Origin of the sequence: Bordetella sp. (assembly GCF_051960075.1) — a bacterium.
In the GTDB taxonomy this organism is placed as follows: Bacteria; Pseudomonadota; Gammaproteobacteria; order Burkholderiales; family Burkholderiaceae_B; genus Bordetella.
This window is the reverse complement of record NZ_JBQCER010000028.1, coordinates 60,090-74,449: the sequence shown is the minus strand read 5'-3', so window position 1 is coordinate 74,449 and position 14,360 is coordinate 60,090. Positions and strand designations below refer to the sequence as shown.

Annotated in this window: 12 protein-coding genes; 4 read left to right on the top strand and 8 right to left on the bottom strand. The window is 62.9% G+C overall.

Annotation, left to right across the window (positions count from 1 at the left end; genetic code table 11):
* Positions 1–2: 2 nt before the first annotated feature.
* The 4 genes from ACTHJ1_RS03750 to ACTHJ1_RS03735 form a co-directional block, all read right to left on the bottom strand.
* On the bottom strand, positions 3–950 hold the full coding sequence (locus ACTHJ1_RS03750; RefSeq protein WP_440187873.1) for a branched-chain amino acid ABC transporter permease: 948 nt from the start codon (positions 948–950) through the stop codon (positions 3–5).
* Positions 951–1,017: 67 nt separating this feature from the next.
* Entirely contained in the window at positions 1,018–2,268 is a 1,251-nt protein-coding gene (locus ACTHJ1_RS03745; RefSeq protein WP_440187870.1) for a branched-chain amino acid ABC transporter substrate-binding protein, read from the bottom strand.
* A gap of 199 nt (positions 2,269–2,467) precedes the next feature.
* Entirely contained in the window at positions 2,468–3,208 is a 741-nt protein-coding gene (fabG, locus tag ACTHJ1_RS03740) for a 3-oxoacyl-ACP reductase FabG (protein ID WP_440187867.1), read from the bottom strand.
* 104 nt (positions 3,209–3,312) lie between these two features.
* Positions 3,313–4,251, bottom strand: a complete 939-nt coding sequence (locus tag ACTHJ1_RS03735; protein WP_440187864.1) for a 3-keto-5-aminohexanoate cleavage protein — start codon at positions 4,249–4,251, stop codon at positions 3,313–3,315.
* A gap of 141 nt (positions 4,252–4,392) precedes the next feature.
* On the opposite strand from ACTHJ1_RS03735, the gene ACTHJ1_RS03730 reads away from it, so the two are divergent.
* Entirely contained in the window at positions 4,393–5,418 is a 1,026-nt protein-coding gene (locus tag ACTHJ1_RS03730) for an AraC family transcriptional regulator (protein ID WP_440187861.1), read from the top strand.
* A gap of 223 nt (positions 5,419–5,641) precedes the next feature.
* Here ACTHJ1_RS03730 and ACTHJ1_RS03725 read toward each other — a convergent pair whose 3' ends face one another.
* A complete protein-coding gene (locus tag ACTHJ1_RS03725) occupies positions 5,642–6,529 on the bottom strand; it encodes an intradiol ring-cleavage dioxygenase (protein ID WP_440187858.1) in 888 nt (295 codons plus the stop codon).
* Positions 6,530–6,552: 23 nt separating this feature from the next.
* Complete coding sequence (locus ACTHJ1_RS03720; RefSeq protein WP_440187855.1) at positions 6,553–7,644, bottom strand: maleylacetate reductase; 1,092 nt, start codon at positions 7,642–7,644, stop codon at positions 6,553–6,555.
* A gap of 132 nt (positions 7,645–7,776) precedes the next feature.
* Between ACTHJ1_RS03720 and ACTHJ1_RS03715 the strand changes: the two genes are divergently transcribed.
* The 3 genes from ACTHJ1_RS03715 to ACTHJ1_RS03705 all read left to right on the top strand — a co-directional run bounded on the left by ACTHJ1_RS03715 (position 7,777) and on the right by ACTHJ1_RS03705 (position 9,929).
* Positions 7,777–8,502: an SDR family oxidoreductase gene (locus ACTHJ1_RS03715; RefSeq protein ID WP_440187852.1), complete on the top strand. Its 726-nt coding sequence runs from the start codon at positions 7,777–7,779 to the stop codon at positions 8,500–8,502.
* A gap of 99 nt (positions 8,503–8,601) precedes the next feature.
* Complete coding sequence (locus ACTHJ1_RS03710) at positions 8,602–9,294, top strand: 3-oxoacid CoA-transferase subunit A (RefSeq protein ID WP_440187849.1); 693 nt, start codon at positions 8,602–8,604, stop codon at positions 9,292–9,294.
* A complete protein-coding gene (locus ACTHJ1_RS03705; RefSeq protein WP_440187846.1) occupies positions 9,291–9,929 on the top strand; it encodes a 3-oxoacid CoA-transferase subunit B in 639 nt (212 codons plus the stop codon). The genes ACTHJ1_RS03710 and ACTHJ1_RS03705 overlap by 4 nt, the downstream gene beginning before the upstream one ends.
* A 27-nt stretch (positions 9,930–9,956) precedes the next feature.
* Here the strand turns inward: ACTHJ1_RS03705 and ACTHJ1_RS03700 are convergent, their stop codons facing one another.
* Positions 9,957–10,874, bottom strand: coding sequence for a response regulator (locus ACTHJ1_RS03700; RefSeq protein WP_440187843.1), 918 nt, complete (start codon positions 10,872–10,874; stop codon positions 9,957–9,959).
* Entirely contained in the window at positions 10,867–14,289 is a 3,423-nt protein-coding gene (locus tag ACTHJ1_RS03695) for a hybrid sensor histidine kinase/response regulator (RefSeq protein WP_440187840.1), read from the bottom strand. The genes ACTHJ1_RS03700 and ACTHJ1_RS03695 overlap by 8 nt, the downstream gene beginning before the upstream one ends.
* Between the last annotated feature and the right edge of the window lie 71 nt (positions 14,290–14,360).

The window sequence follows — 14,360 nt, the reverse complement described above, 5'->3', positions numbered from 1 at the left end:
ACCTAGCCTTCCCGGGTTCCCATCAGGCCGCGAGGCCGCACGATCAGCATCGCCACCATCAGCAGATAGGGCAGCACCGGTGCCATCTGCGAAAAGGTTAGATTCCACACTGAATACAGCGGCGTGGCGCTCGTCACATGAAGGCCGAATTCCCTGAACAGATCTGCGGGCGAGGCATCGATAGCGACGGCGAAAGTTTGCAGCAAGCCGATCAGCAGCGAGGCGATGAAAGCGCCACCGAGCGAACCCATGCCGCCCAGCACCACCACGACGAACACGATCGTGCCCACCGAGGCGGCCATCGACGGAGCGGTGACGAAGGCGTTGCCGCCGATCACGCCTGCCAGCCCCGCGAGCGCGGCGCCGCCGGCGAACACCAGCATGAACACGCGCTGCACGTTGTGGCCGAGCGCCTCGACCATTTGCGGGTGAGTCAGCGCCGCCTGTATGACCAGTCCGATGCGGGTGCGGGTGAGCACGAGATAGATCGCCGCCAGCATCGACACCGACACCAGCATCATGAAGGCGCGGTACTTGGGAAACGGCGAGGCGAAGACATGGAACAGCGGGCCGTCCAGCTCCGGCGGAATATGGTAGGGCACCGTGGACAACCCCCAGACCAGCTTGACGGCCTCTTCGATAAGATAGGCCAGGCCGAAGGTGAACAGCAGTTCTGCCACATGACCGTACTTGTGCACGGTACGCAGCCCGAAGCGCTCGACCAGCGCCCCTACGGCCACGAGCAGCAGCGGGGCCAGAACGAGCGCCGGCCAGAAGCCGATCCTGCCGGCGATCGCATACGCGAAATAGGCGCCCAGCATATAAAAACTGGCATGCGCGAAATTGAGCACACCCATCATGCTGAAGATCAGCGTGAGTCCCGAGGACAGCAAGAACAGCAGCAGTCCGTAGCTGATGCCATTCAACAAAGAGATGACGAAGAATTCCACCGGTAATGTTCCTTGCTTGCGAGAACCGTGTCGGGAGGCCCGTGCCCCCCGAAGGAAAGAGTCCGGCCTAGTCCGGGCGCTTCATCTGGCAGGTGGTCGGCAAGGTCGCGGAAGCGGCGTCGAGCACGGCATCGGTTCGCCAACCATAGCCCGTGTTCTCCTGGTCATGCTTGACGACCTTGCCGTCGGCCTTGACCCAGGTGGTGATCACCAGGGGCTGCTGCAGCTGGTGGTCGGCGGCGCGCATCTGCACCACGCCGTTCAGGCTCTGTACCTTCATGCCCTCGAGCGCCTTGGCCACCTTGACCGGATCGGTCGAGTGCGTCTCCTTGAACGCCTTGCTCAGCAGCGCGATGCCTGTATAGGTCGCGATCATGGAAAGGTCGTCGTTGTATTTCTTCTTGAAGCCGTCGAACACCTGATCGGCTTGCGGAGGATTGCCCAAGGTGTTCGGGCCGAAATAGCCGATATACTTGACGCGCTCGGCGCCCGCCGCGCCCATCGCCGTCGGCACGCCGGTCGTGGTGGCATAGTACGTGTAGTAATTGGCGGTCACCCCCGCGTCCTTGCCTGCCTTGATCAACAGCGCCAGATCGCTGCCCCAGTTGCCGGTGATGACGGTGTCGGCACCCGACGCCTTGATCTTGCTCGCGTAAGGCGAGAAGTCCTTCACCTTGGCCAGCGGATGGAATTCATCGCCCACGATCTGGATGTCCGGACGCTTGCGCTTGAGGTCTTCTTGCGCGGCACGCGCCACGTCGTGGCCGAAGGAATAATCCTGATCGATCAGATAGACCTTCTTGACGCCCGGATTCTTCGCAAGATAGCTGGTCAACGCCTCCATCTTCATGTCGGAATTGGCGTCGAGGCTGAACTGCCAGAAACTGCATTTGCCATTGGTCATGGCCGGGTCTATCGCGCCGTAATTCAGATAGACGAGCTCCTTGCCGGGATTGCGCTCGTTGTATTTGGTCACGGCGTCTTCGAGCGCCAGGCCCACCGAGGAACCGTTGCCCTGGACGATATAGCGGATGCCCTGGTCGGCGGCCTCGCGCAGCAGGGTAAGGCTCTGCTGGGGAGAAAGGTTGTTGTCGAAGCCGACCACCTCGAGCTTGGGGCCGCCGGTCCAGTTCTGCTGGTTGGCGATATCGGCGGCATATTGCCAGCTCCTCAATTCGTTGGTCCCCAGCGAACCCATCATGCCCGACAGCGGATCGATGAACGCGATCTTCACTGTCTCCGCGGATGCGGGCGCGGCGCCGGAAGCCAGCGCCATGGCAACGGCGGCGCTGGTCAGAAGGAAATGCGTTTTCTTCATTGAATTGTCTCCAGTGATTTTTTCGAATCTATCGATTCTTTATTTGATTTCGCGGCGATCCTTCAGGGAATCGCCGCGTTGTCGCCTTCGTTCCGGAAAGGCAACTCGATAGTAAGGAACGGGTACCGCGAAATCGAGGTCATTTTCGGACGCGAAAATGTGCACTGCGGACACGAAAAATCCTTGCCGGCCAGCCCGGTCAAAGCGTCATCCCTCCCGACGCCTCGATGACCGCGCCGTTGATGTAGCTGGCCTCGTCGCTTGCCAGGAAGGCGTAGATGCTGGCGATTTCCTCGGGCTTTCCCAGGCGACGCAGCGGGACCTGCTCGCGCATCCTGGCCATGACCTCGTCCGGCACGGTCGACAGGATGGGGGTGTCGATGAAGCCGGGCGCGACCGCATTCACCCTGATGCCTTTGGGCCCCAGTTCGCGGCTCCATGTCTTGGTGAATCCGATGACGCCAAACTTCGCCGCGGCATAGTTGGTCTGGCCATAATTTCCGTATATGCCGACGACCGAACTGGCGTTCAGGATGACGCCCGAGCCCTGTTCCGCCATCGCGCCGACGACGGCCTGCGTGGCATGGAAGACCCCGCGAAGATTGACGTCGATCACGTCGTCGAACTGCTGCAGCGTCATCTTCTGCAGACGAGCGTCTCTCGTGATGCCCGCGTTGTTCACCAGGACATCGATTCTCCGGTATTGGCCGAGCACCTCGGCGACCATGCCGTCGACCGCGCCGCGGTCCGATACGTCGATGTTGAACCCTTGCGCGGTGCCGCCTGCCTCGCGGCACGCCTGGACCGTTTCCGACACCGCGTCGCGGTTCATGTCGCAAACCACGACGACAGCTCCGTCACGGACGAACTTGCGCGCCGTTGCCGCACCGATGCCCTGGCCGGCTCCGGTCACGATTGCCACCTTGCTCTTCAGTCTCATTGACGATGCTCCGATAATGAACGATGAATCCGGCTGCTCGCGGTACACGCCGCGAGCGGGCATGCCTTGGACGCGCTACGGGCCGGAGAATAAGACGACAGCCTTCACAGGCTGGTCTTATCCGCCCCTTTCAATCCAAGCATTTTCCGGACGTCGTCCGGCGTTGCGATCTCGAAGGAAAGCTCCTCCAGAATCCGCCGGATCTTGCGGACCTGCTCGGCGTTGGTGTGTGCTTTCACGCCCCTGGAGACGTAGATACTGTCCTCCAATCCGACGCGGACATTGCCGCCCATGATCGCGGCCATAGTCACCAGGGACATCTGGTGACGGCCTGCGCCGAGGACGGAAAATTGATAGTTTTCCCGTCCGAACAGCCGATCTGCAGTGGACCGCATGGCGAAGAGGCTTTCCGGATCCGGCCCAATTCCGCCGAGTATCCCGAGCGCGGACTGGATAAAAAGCGGCGGCTCGACCAGCCCCTGATCGATGAAGTACGCAAGGTTGTAAAGATGCCCGACGTCGTAGCACTCGAACTCGAACCGGGTGCCACAGTCCCGGAACTCCGCGAGGATGTTCTTGATGTCCTTGAAGGTATTGCGAAAGATCATGTCTTCCATGCCTTCGACGTAGTCTTTTTCCCAGGCGTACCGCCAAGACGGAATTTTTGTTGCGACAGGGTGCAGGGAGAAATTCATCGAACCCATGTTCAGCGAGCACATTTCAGGCTTGGCCAGGCGCGGATAGGCCAGCCGTTCGTCGAGCGTCATGCGGGTGCTGCCGCCGGTGGTGATATTGATGACCGCGTCGGTCATCGCGGCAATGGCAGGGACGAACTCCCTGAAGACCTCCGGGCTCGGCGTCGGCCGGCCATCCCGCGGGTCCCGCGCATGCAGGTGGAGAACCGCGGCGCCCGCCTGCGCGGCCTCGACGGCCTGCACCTCAATGTCCGCCGGAGTGAGCGGCAAATATTCCGACATCGACGGAACATGCGCGGCGCCCGTCACGGCGCACGTGATAATGACCTTTCGGCTGGCATTGTTCATTGGATTGTCTCCGGCATCTTCAGCGGGGCTGCCGCTTTTCGAATCGTTTCTTGTGCCGTCGATGATAGTCAGCTAGCATCGTTTAGATAAGGTCATATCCGGACAGATCAAAGTCATTACAGGACAATTTGAGAAAGCACCATGTTGCCGAGATTTCCGCTGCTCAACGAACGCATCTACGCGCCGTACAAAATCGCGGCGCTGGTCGAGGTCCTTGCCGAGCAAGGCATCGCGCCGGACGACAGCCTTAAGGGCAGCGGCGTCGCCGCCGATCAGATCTACGACGCCGCCACGCTGACTTCGGTGCGCCAGTATGCCGCCGTATGCAAGAACGCCATGGCGCTATCCCATGACCCTGCCACGCCGTTCAAGGTGGGTTCGCGCCTGCACCTGGCCGCCTACGGCATGTATGGCTATGCGCTCATGTCGTGCCTTTCGCTGCGCGACTACTTCCGGCTCGGCGTGAAATACCATAGGCTGGCGACGCCCACGCTCACCATCGTGTGGACCGAATACCCCGACAGGGTGGTCTGGACATTCCCGGATGCTTTCATTTCCAGTCCGACCCGCGAATTGGGTGAATTTCTGATCGAGCAGCAATTCACTCAGCACGTCACCCATCTGCAAGACGTAGCAGGCCACAGCTGCCCCCCGATCAAGGCCTGCTTTTCGTATCCGGCGCCCGCCTATGCGGATATCTATCCGAAATATCTGGGCTGCCCCTGCTATTTCGGACAGGAACAATGCGAACTCGTCTACGACAGCGCAATCCTCGAGCAAAAGCCGCAGCTTGCGAACAGGCACTCGGCGGCGCTGATCCAGGAAATATGCGACCGGCTCATCGGGCAAGCGAAGACATCCACAGGCGCGTCCGGAGAGGTCTATCAGATCCTGATGCGCAAGCCCGGGGAGTTTCCGAACATGGACGATGTGGCGAACGCCATGCAGATGACTAGCCGCACTCTGCGGCGGCGCCTGGAAGCGGAAGGAACGTCATTCGTCGCCATCGTCGACGACGTACGCTGCTCTCTGGCAACGGAATACTTAAAGACGACGAAGATGAGCACGGAAGACATCGCCATGCTTTTGGGCTTCAGCGATGCCGCCAACTTCCGCAGGGCCTTGAAGCGATGGACGGGCAAGGGCCTGGGAGACCTTCGGCATTAGTCTTTGCTGCCGATGCAGACGGCACCACAGGCGCAGGGCAACATCGATCCCGATACAGGCGCAGGCATGGCCCGACATTTTCGGACATCGCCCTGGCCTGGCAGACGCGATAGACGTCGCACTTTCCTCGCCTTGACTGACCGCCGCGCCCGGCATCTGGCCGAAATACTGGCCCACGAAAGCCGGATGGACACGGCTGCGCATGCCCCCCGCCCCTGAAGACTCAACGCGCTTTCGACAGCACGAAAGTCTGATCCACCCGCCAGAACGGGTTGGCGCTCTGTTGCGCGCGGGCCTGTTCGGCGTCATCGACATGATCGAATTTTCCGATCAGGCTCGCCTTGACGCCGAACACGGTGTCCTCGTCCAGGTACTGGCAGTCCGGCGAGAAGATATGCGTGATGACGGTCTCGAAACCCGGCGCCTGGACGATGAAGTGAATATGCGCAGCGCGGTTCGGATGGCGGCCGAGCCTGGCCAGCAGCTTTCCGACAGGACCGTCGTCCGGAATCGGATAAAAGCGCGGCTTGACGGTGCGGAACCAGAACCGCCCTTCGGCGTCGCTCGTGAACTTGCCGCGCAGATTGCCCTCGGGCTGCGTGCCTTTTTGCTGAACGTCGTAGAACCCATCGTCGTTGGTCTGCCATACATCGATCGTCGCGCCTGCCACAGGCTGCCCGTCGATGTCCGTCACGCGCGCGCGCACCACCAGCGGCTCGCCCTTGTGATCCAGGCAGATGTCGGCGCCGCTGGGCAAGGGCTGCACGCCCTCGACGAAGAAGGGCCCGAGTATCGTGTTCTCGGTGGCCTGTCCCGGACGGCGATGATTGATCGCGTCCACGAGCATCGATACGCCGAGAACGTCCGAGAGCAGGATGAACTCCTGGCGCCAATCGGTGCACATATGGCCCGTGTCGGTCAGGAATTTAATGGCAGCCAGCCATTCTTCGTGCGTGGGCTCGATCTCCTTGACCGCGGCATGTAGATGCCGCACCACGGCTTCGGCGATCTGGCGCGTGCGCGAGTCCACGTCCGGCCCGATGCGGGCATTGACCGTCCGGGCGGAGCCCGCCTCGGTAAATAGCGGAAAAGACGATTCGTCGTTGTTCATTACCAGGGCATCCTCGATCAATGTCAGCCGTATGCGCGGGGCTCGTTCCCGTGAAATGCATCGCAGATCAACTGTGTCAGTCCGTCGCTCGTCAGGGCGCGCGGATTCCAATACGGGTTCGCCAGCGCAAGTTCCACTGCGCGCGCAATGCCGTCCTGTGGCATGCCCAGCGCTGCCAGTCCGGCCGGTGCGCCGATGGCGCGGTTGATGGCCTGCAGCGCCGCGGGCGCGTCGCGCTCCACCCCGAGGGCGTCGCAAAGCTGCGCCATGACCTGCGGCACGGCCGGCGCGTTATAGGCCAGCGCATGCGGCAGCACCAGCGCGTGCGTCGAAGCATGAGGCAGATCGAAACTGCCGCCCAGCGTATGGCACAGCTTGTGGTGCAAGGCCATGCCGACCGACCCGAGGCAGATGCCGGCCAGCCAGGCACCGTACAGCGCATCGGTACGCGCCGGGCGATTGCCCGGATCGGCGCTGATGGCCGGCAAGGCGCGCGCCAAGGCACGGACGCTTTGCAGCGCCAGCGCCGAGATCACCGGATTCGCCTCGCGCGCATAGAGCGCCTCGACCGCGTGCGCGATCGCGTTCATGCCGCTCGTGCCCGAAAGGTCGGCCGGCAGGTCCAGGGTCAGGTCCACATCGTAGATCACGACTTCGGGCAGCACCTTGAGCGATCGCTGCGTGGTCTTCAGACCGCCGCGCGTCTCCCCCAGAATCGGCGTCATCTCGGAACCTGCATAGGTCGAGGGCAAGACGATCTGAGGCAGGTCGGTGCGCAAAGCGATTGCCTTGGCCAGCCCCGTCGTGGAGCCCCCGCCTATGGCGACGATGCCGTCGATGCTCAGTTCGGCGACCTGCTTCATCGCCGCCTCGGTCACATCGACCGGCGTGTGCATGCGCGCGCCGTCGAAGGCACCGGCATAACGTTCTCCCAGCGCACGCTGCAGTTCTTGATGCACGGCATCGTGCGACCTGCCGTGCAGAATCAGCGCACGCGAAATGCCCAGCCGTGAGACTTCTTCCGGCACCGCCGAGCGCATGCCCGATCCGAAGACCACCCGCGTCGGCAGCGCTTCGTAAACAAACGGCGCCTGGGAAAAACTCGTTTCGTACATGATGGCGATGATCCGTGAAAAACGGCGATCCGGCCAGCGTCGCCGGACGAAGCCCCGATCGCGATGCGGAACGGAAACTGGTGCGCCGAGACTACAATGTAATCCGCCTTCAGACGCGCTCGGCGCCTACCCATGAAACCTACTGCATATCTCGTTACCGGCGCCACATCCGGCATCGGCGCCGCCATCGCCCGCTCGCTGCTCGACGCCGGCCAGCGCGTCGTCAACATCGACTACCGCCTGCCCGATGCATCGCCCGCGGGCATGGTTTGCATCCAGGCCGATCTGACCGACTCCGCCCAGGCTCGGGCCGCTGCCCGCCAGGCCGCCGAAGACCACGCCATCGTCGGCGTGGTCAACAACGCCGGCGCGACCCGGCCCGGCACCAACGAGACCGCGACGCTGGCCGACCGGGACGATGTGGTCGGCCTGCACCTGCGCACCGCGATGATCATGGTGCAGGCGGCCCTGCCCGCCATGCGCGCGGCCGGCTCCGGCCGCATCGTCAACATGGCCTCGCGCGCCGCGCTGGGCAAGCCCGAGCGCGTCGTCTATTCGGCCACCAAGGCGGGCCTGATCGGCATGACACGCACGCTGGCCATGGAACTGGGCGGCGACGGCATCACCGTCAACGCCATCGCGCCCGGCCCGATCGCCACCGAGCTGTTCATGAAGAGCAACCCGGCCGGCGCGCCGCAGACGCAGCGCATTCTCGACAGCATCGTCGTCAAGCGCATGGGCACCCCCGAGGACGTGGCGCGCGCCGCCATGTTCTTCCTGTCGCCCGACAATGGGTTCGTCACGGGGCAGGTGCTGTACGTGTGCGGCGGCACCACGCTGGGCGTGGCGCCTGTGTAATGCCCGTGCCAACGGCGGAAATATCCGGAACCCGCAGACCGCCATCTGTTTGGGCCAGATGAAAGCCATGACCCAAGACATCCTCTACAGGCGTAACGCATGATCAACAAAATCGTATCCGATGCCGCCGAAGCGCTTGCCGGCGTGCCCGACGGCGCGACCGTCATGATCGGCGGCTTCGGGCCGGCCGGCCAACCCATGGAGCTGATCGACGCCCTGATCGAGCAAGGCGCCAAGGATCTGGTCGTCATCAACAACAACGCCGGCAACGGCACCTTCGGCCTGGCTGCACTGCTGGCCGCCGGCCGGGTGCGCAAAGTCGTCTGCTCGTTCCCGCGCCAGGCCGATTCGCAGATCTTCGACGCGCTGTACCTGGCCGGCAAGATCGAACTGGAACTCGTGCCCCAGGGCAACCTGGCCGAGCGCATCCGCGCGGCGGGCGCCGGCATCGGCGCCTTCTTCACGCCCACGGCCTACGGCACCCCCTTGGCCGAAGGCAAGGAAACGCGCGAAATCGAAGGCCGCCACTACGTGCTCGAATATCCCCTGCACGCCGACTATGCCCTCATCAAGGCCGACCGCGGCGACCGCTGGGGCAATCTCACCTACCGCAAGACCGCGCGCAACTTCGGCCCCATCATGGCCAGCGCCGCAAAAAACACCGTCGCCCAGGTGCGCGAGATCGTCGAACTGGGCCAGCTCGACCCCGAAAACGTGGTCACCCCCGGCATCTTCGTCCAGCACGTCGTGGAGATACCCGACCCGCGCGCCTATCAGCAGGAGCAGAAATGAGCAGACTTTCCCGCGACCAGATCGCCGCCCGCGTCGCCCGCGACATTCCCGCAGGCGCCTATGTGAACCTGGGCATCGGCCTGCCCACGCTGGTGGCCAACCACATCCCCGCCAGCCGCGAGGTCATCCTGCACACCGAGAACGGCATGCTGGGTTTCGGTCCGGCTCCGGCCAAGGGCGACGAAGATTTCGATCTCATCAATGCCGGCAAGCAGCCCGTGACCGAACTGCCGGGCTGCGCCTACTTTCACCACGCCGATTCCTTCGCGATGATGCGCGGCGGCCATCTGGATGTCTGCGTGCTGGGCGCCTTCCAGGTGTCGCGCCACGGCGATCTGGCCAACTGGCACACCGGCGGCCCCGATGCCATCCCAGCCGTGGGCGGCGCCATGGACCTGGCCATCGGCGCCAAAGACGTCTACATCATGATGGACCTGCTCACCAAAGACGGACAGAGCAAACTGGTGCAGGCCTGCACCTATCCGCTCACCGGCATGCGCTGCGTCTCGCGCGTGTACACCGACATGGCGGTGTTCGACCTGAAGAACGGCGAAGTCGCCGTCATCGACCTGTTCGGCGACATCACGCCCGATGCGCTTCGGAATCTGGTCGGCTTGCCGCTCAAGTTCGAATAGCGCGCCGACTCGCCCGGCAAATTGACTTCAGCCCGGTAGAGAATCCAGGCCAACGCTCGCCAGCGCTGCCGCCGCCGCTCGGGTCTCGACACCGAGCTTCCTGAAAATATGCTCGAGGTGCTTGTTCACAGTTCTGGGACTCAAGCCCAGGATGTCCCCAATGTCCCGATTGGTCTTTCCCTTGGATATCCATGACAGGACTTCGGTTTCCCGCGGCGTCAGCGCCGCGCTCGCCAGCCGGGACGACGCGCTGACGTTTTCGCTCTGGCGCTCGACCAGCAGCATGGTCTCGCCCACACCGGTTCGTCCTAGGTTTTTGACGATATAGGTCTGCCCCGCTTCGCCGCGCACGACGCTGCTGCCAGGTTCGGCCAGAGCGGGCTCGACGAACATCGGCAGCCGATCGGCGCCGGACTTGGGCGACACCGCCTCCAGCCAATCCGTGGCTTTCGGCGAGCGCCAGGCTATTCTCCCCTGCCCGTCCACCAGCACCACGCCCAGCGAGGCGACATCCACTGCCTGCTGCGCCAGACGCGCGATGCGCGCATTCCGGGTGTGGGTATGCAGGCGCGCCAGAACTTCTGGCGCTCGAACGGGTTTGACCACGTAATCGACCCCGCCGCTGTCGAAGCCCTGCAGAACCGACTCGGTGTCGGACAGACCGGTCATGAAAATGACGGGAATGTGCGCCAGCGCCGGATCGCGCTTGATGCGTCGGCACGTGTCGAAGCCCGACATGATCGGCATCATCGCGTCGAGCAAAATCGCATCCGGCACCACGATGCGCATCCGGTCCATTGCGACTTCACCGTCCCCGGCTACCAGAACGGTATAGCCGGCATCCTCGAGCATCCGGCACAGCACCGATAGACTGCTCGGCGCATCGTCCACCACAAGAACGACCGGCCGCTCGGCCGATTCCAGCGAGACGGCTGGCTCATTCATGATCATGCTGCACCTCGACTAGCGCCTGTTTCAGGCCATCCAGATCGAATCGCCCCAAAAGACGGCCCAGACGTTCGCAATCGGCGGCCAGCTCCGGATGCGCGTCGCGCACGTCCTCCAGTATCGATGCCAGTCCGTTGACGTGCCCGATGCGCAGCTCGCGCAACGCGCGAGCATGAAAATCCCCAGGCAACCGGACCGGTCGATATATCGCCGAATCGGCAACGTCGTCGTCGGTAATGCGCGGCGGTTCGGCCGCCAGCCATTCCAGCCCAAGATGGCGCTGCAGCGTCTGCATCAGCTCCGACTCGATCACAGGTTTGCCGACGAATGCCTGGCAGCCGGCCGCCTGCAACAGCGGCTGCCGGTTTTCGAACACGGTCGCCGACACCAGGATGATAGGCATTTCATAGCCCGCCGTACGTATATGCCGCGCCGTCTCCCACCCGTCCATATCGTCCATCGTGATGTCGAGCAGAATGGCGTCCGGCGTGCGCGGCGAGGTCGCCAGAAACTCCAGACATTCCGTGCCGCTGGCTGCCTCGAGAAAGTCGAAGCCGACCGGCACCAGCATGCCGGCCAGCATCTGGCGCTGCACGGGCTGGTCGTCAACCACCAGCAGGCATTTGCGTTCCCCCAGATAGCCTGCCGCACGCAAAGGCATATCGGTCAGCACACCCGGGGCGCTCACTTTGCGCAGGTACAGCCTGACCTGGAACAGGCTGCCGGCCTTGGACGTACGAACCAGCGCCAGTTCGCCGCCCATCAGCGAAGCCAGCAATGCCGTGATGGTCAAGCCCAGGCCCGTTCCCCCTTCGGCGCGGCGGCGTCCCGTCGCGCCGCGTTCGAACGGGGAAAAGATGCGCTGTTCGTCCTGCGGCGCAATGCCGATGCCGGTATCCTCGACCTGGAAGATCAGCACCTCATGCAGGCAGTCCACGTGCAGGGACACTCTGCCCACATCGGTAAAGCGCGCCGCATTGCTCAAAAGATTGATCAGGATCTGCCTCAGATACTTGGCGTCGGCCAGCACCCATTCCGGCATGGGGCCGCTGTGGGTATAGGTGAACTGCAATCCCTTGCCTTCGATCTGCGGACGCACCATCGTCACCAGCTCGTCGAGAAATACCGGCAACGCCAGCGGCGCATTGTCCAGGCGCAGTCGGCCCGCCTCGATGCGGGCAAGGTCGAGCAGGCCATCGACCAGAGCCAGCATATGCTCGGCGCTGCGGTGAATGGTCTTTACGCCGTCCATGGCCGACGGCGCAAGCGCCTCGTTTTTCGTCAGAATCTGCGAATAACCGAGAATGCTGTTGAGCGGGGTGCGCAGTTCATGGGTGATGCCCGCGACATACCTCGTCTTGGCCTGATTGGCGGCCTCGGCAGATTCCTTCACCGCTTGCAGGGCAGCGTCGGTGCGCTGGTGCGCCTCGATTTCCTGGGTCAGCAGATGATTCTGACGATTGGACTCGTCCTGCGCCATGCGCCGGCTCTCGCTGGCCAACACGACCCACCAACTGCACACTGCAATGATCAGCAGCAGAATCGCCGAAATCTTGAAGAGCAACGCCTGCAGGGCGTGCCCTGCAATGCCGCCACCCGGCTCGCCGGATTCCTGGACATACACCACACCCATCACGGCGAACAGCAGCAAGGACAGGGAGAGAAAAACCAAAAGGTAATGCGCTACGCGAAAATTGACGCGCCGCGCGAACGCCTTGGGAAGAACCGCGGCGAGCACCGCCTTGGCCTGCTCCGCAGCGCGCGAGCCTGTTTTGCAGCGGTCGTGGCAGCGCGACTCCAGCGAGCAGCACAACGAGCAGATGGACGCGTCGTAAGCGGGACAATGCGACATGTCCTCGGACTCGAATACGTTCTCGCAAACGCCGCAGCGCACCGACTCGCCCGGCTTGAAGGCCGGCGTATCGGTGCGAGCGATGTAATAGCGTCCTTTGGTCAGCCACGCGATCGCAGGCGCGACCGCCATGGACACGGCCAACGCGATCAGCGGCGCCAGCGCCTGCGCAGTCGTTCCGAGTATGCCGACATGCGCCGCAATAGAGAGCACGGCCGCCAGCACCATCGCCCCGATGCCCACCGGATTGATGTCGTAGAGATGGCCGCGTTTGAATTCGATGCCAGGCGGGCTCAATCCTAGCGGCTTGTTGATCACCAGATCCGCCACCAGGGCCCCTACCCAGGCAATACCGATGTTGCTGAAAAGACCGAGCACCCGCTCGATGGCATGGAATACGTCCATGACCATCAGCGTCAGGGCGATCATCACATTGAAAACCAGCCACACCACACGCCCCGGGTGGCTGCGGGTCAAGCGGGCAAAAAAATTGGACCAGGCCAGCGAACCCGCATAGGCATTGGTCACATTGATTTTCACCTGCGAGATGACGACGAACAGCGTCGCCACCCCGACGATCAGCGCAGGCGAGTTGAAAACATAGGAATAGGCGGTCAGGTACATCTGCGTCGGCTCCGTGGCGTGCGCCGCTTCGACGCCATGGCGGACCGCCAGGTAGGCGAGAAATGCCCCTCCGAGCATCTTGAGCACGCCCGGCACGATCCAGCCTGGCCCGGCCAGCAGCACGACGGCCCACCAGCGTGCCCGATTCTCGCTGTTGCGCTTGGGCAGAAACCTTAGGAAATCCACTTGTTCGCCGATCTGGACGATCAACGAGAAAGCCACGGCCACCGAGGCCCCGAACATAGATAGATCGAAGCCGCTGCCTCCCGAAATGCGTCCTGCGAAATGCGCGAACTCGGAGAACGCTTGCGGATGCACCCAGGCAATGACCGCGTAGGGAACCAACAGAAGAAGCAGCCAGAATGGCTGCGTCCAGGCCTGCAGCCGGGAGATCAGCGTAATGCCGCGCACAGCCAAGGGAATGATGACCAGCGCGCTCAGCAAATAGCACCAGATCAGATCAATGCCCAGCGAGATCTGCAGGGCCAGCGCCATGATGGCCGCCTCGAGCGCAAAGAAGATGAAGGTGAAGCTGGCATAGATCAGGGAGGTAATGGTGGACCCCAGATAGCCGAAGCCCGCCCCCCGGGTCAGCAGATCCATATCCACGCCATACCGCGCGGCGTAATAGCCGATGGGCAGGCCGGTCAGGAACGTGACCAGTCCGACCACCAGAATGGCCACCACTGCATTGGTGAATCCGTAATTCAGCGCAATGGTGCCGCCGATGGCCTCCATGGCCAGGAAGGAGACCGCGCCGAACGCCGTGTTGGCCACACGCAGTTCCGACCATTTCCGGAACTTGCCTGGCGTGTAGCGCAGCGCATAATCCTCCATAGTTTCATCGGCCACCCAGGCGTTGTAGCTGCGCCGGATGCGAAATATTTTCTGGGTTGCAGCAGCCACAGGGTTCCGTCCGGGGCCGATATAGCCCATTACTCAGTGTTACCGATGATATTGCATCACGGCTATCCCAGCCCCCGTCATTTGACGTATTCGTCCCCAGT

Excerpts from the sequence above, each read along its gene's own strand:
- ACTHJ1_RS03745 (WP_440187870.1), bottom strand. The coding sequence starts at position 2,268 with ATGAAGAAAACGCATTTCCTTCTGACCAGCGCCGCCGTTGCCATGGCG.
- fabG (WP_440187867.1), bottom strand. The coding sequence starts at position 3,208 with ATGAGACTGAAGAGCAAGGTGGCAATCGTGACCGGAGCCGGCCAGGGC.
- ACTHJ1_RS03735 (WP_440187864.1), bottom strand. The coding sequence starts at position 4,251 with ATGAACAATGCCAGCCGAAAGGTCATTATCACGTGCGCCGTGACGGGC.
- ACTHJ1_RS03730 (WP_440187861.1), top strand. The coding sequence starts at position 4,393 with ATGTTGCCGAGATTTCCGCTGCTCAACGAACGCATCTACGCGCCGTAC.
- ACTHJ1_RS03725 (WP_440187858.1), bottom strand. The coding sequence starts at position 6,529 with ATGAACAACGACGAATCGTCTTTTCCGCTATTTACCGAGGCGGGCTCC.
- ACTHJ1_RS03720 (WP_440187855.1), bottom strand. The coding sequence starts at position 7,644 with ATGTACGAAACGAGTTTTTCCCAGGCGCCGTTTGTTTACGAAGCGCTG.
- ACTHJ1_RS03715 (WP_440187852.1), top strand. The coding sequence starts at position 7,777 with ATGAAACCTACTGCATATCTCGTTACCGGCGCCACATCCGGCATCGGC.
- ACTHJ1_RS03710 (WP_440187849.1), top strand. The coding sequence starts at position 8,602 with ATGATCAACAAAATCGTATCCGATGCCGCCGAAGCGCTTGCCGGCGTG.
- ACTHJ1_RS03705 (WP_440187846.1), top strand. The coding sequence starts at position 9,291 with ATGAGCAGACTTTCCCGCGACCAGATCGCCGCCCGCGTCGCCCGCGAC.
- ACTHJ1_RS03700 (WP_440187843.1), bottom strand. The coding sequence starts at position 10,874 with ATGAATGAGCCAGCCGTCTCGCTGGAATCGGCCGAGCGGCCGGTCGTT.
- ACTHJ1_RS03695 (WP_440187840.1), bottom strand. The coding sequence starts at position 14,289 with ATGGGCTATATCGGCCCCGGACGGAACCCTGTGGCTGCTGCAACCCAG.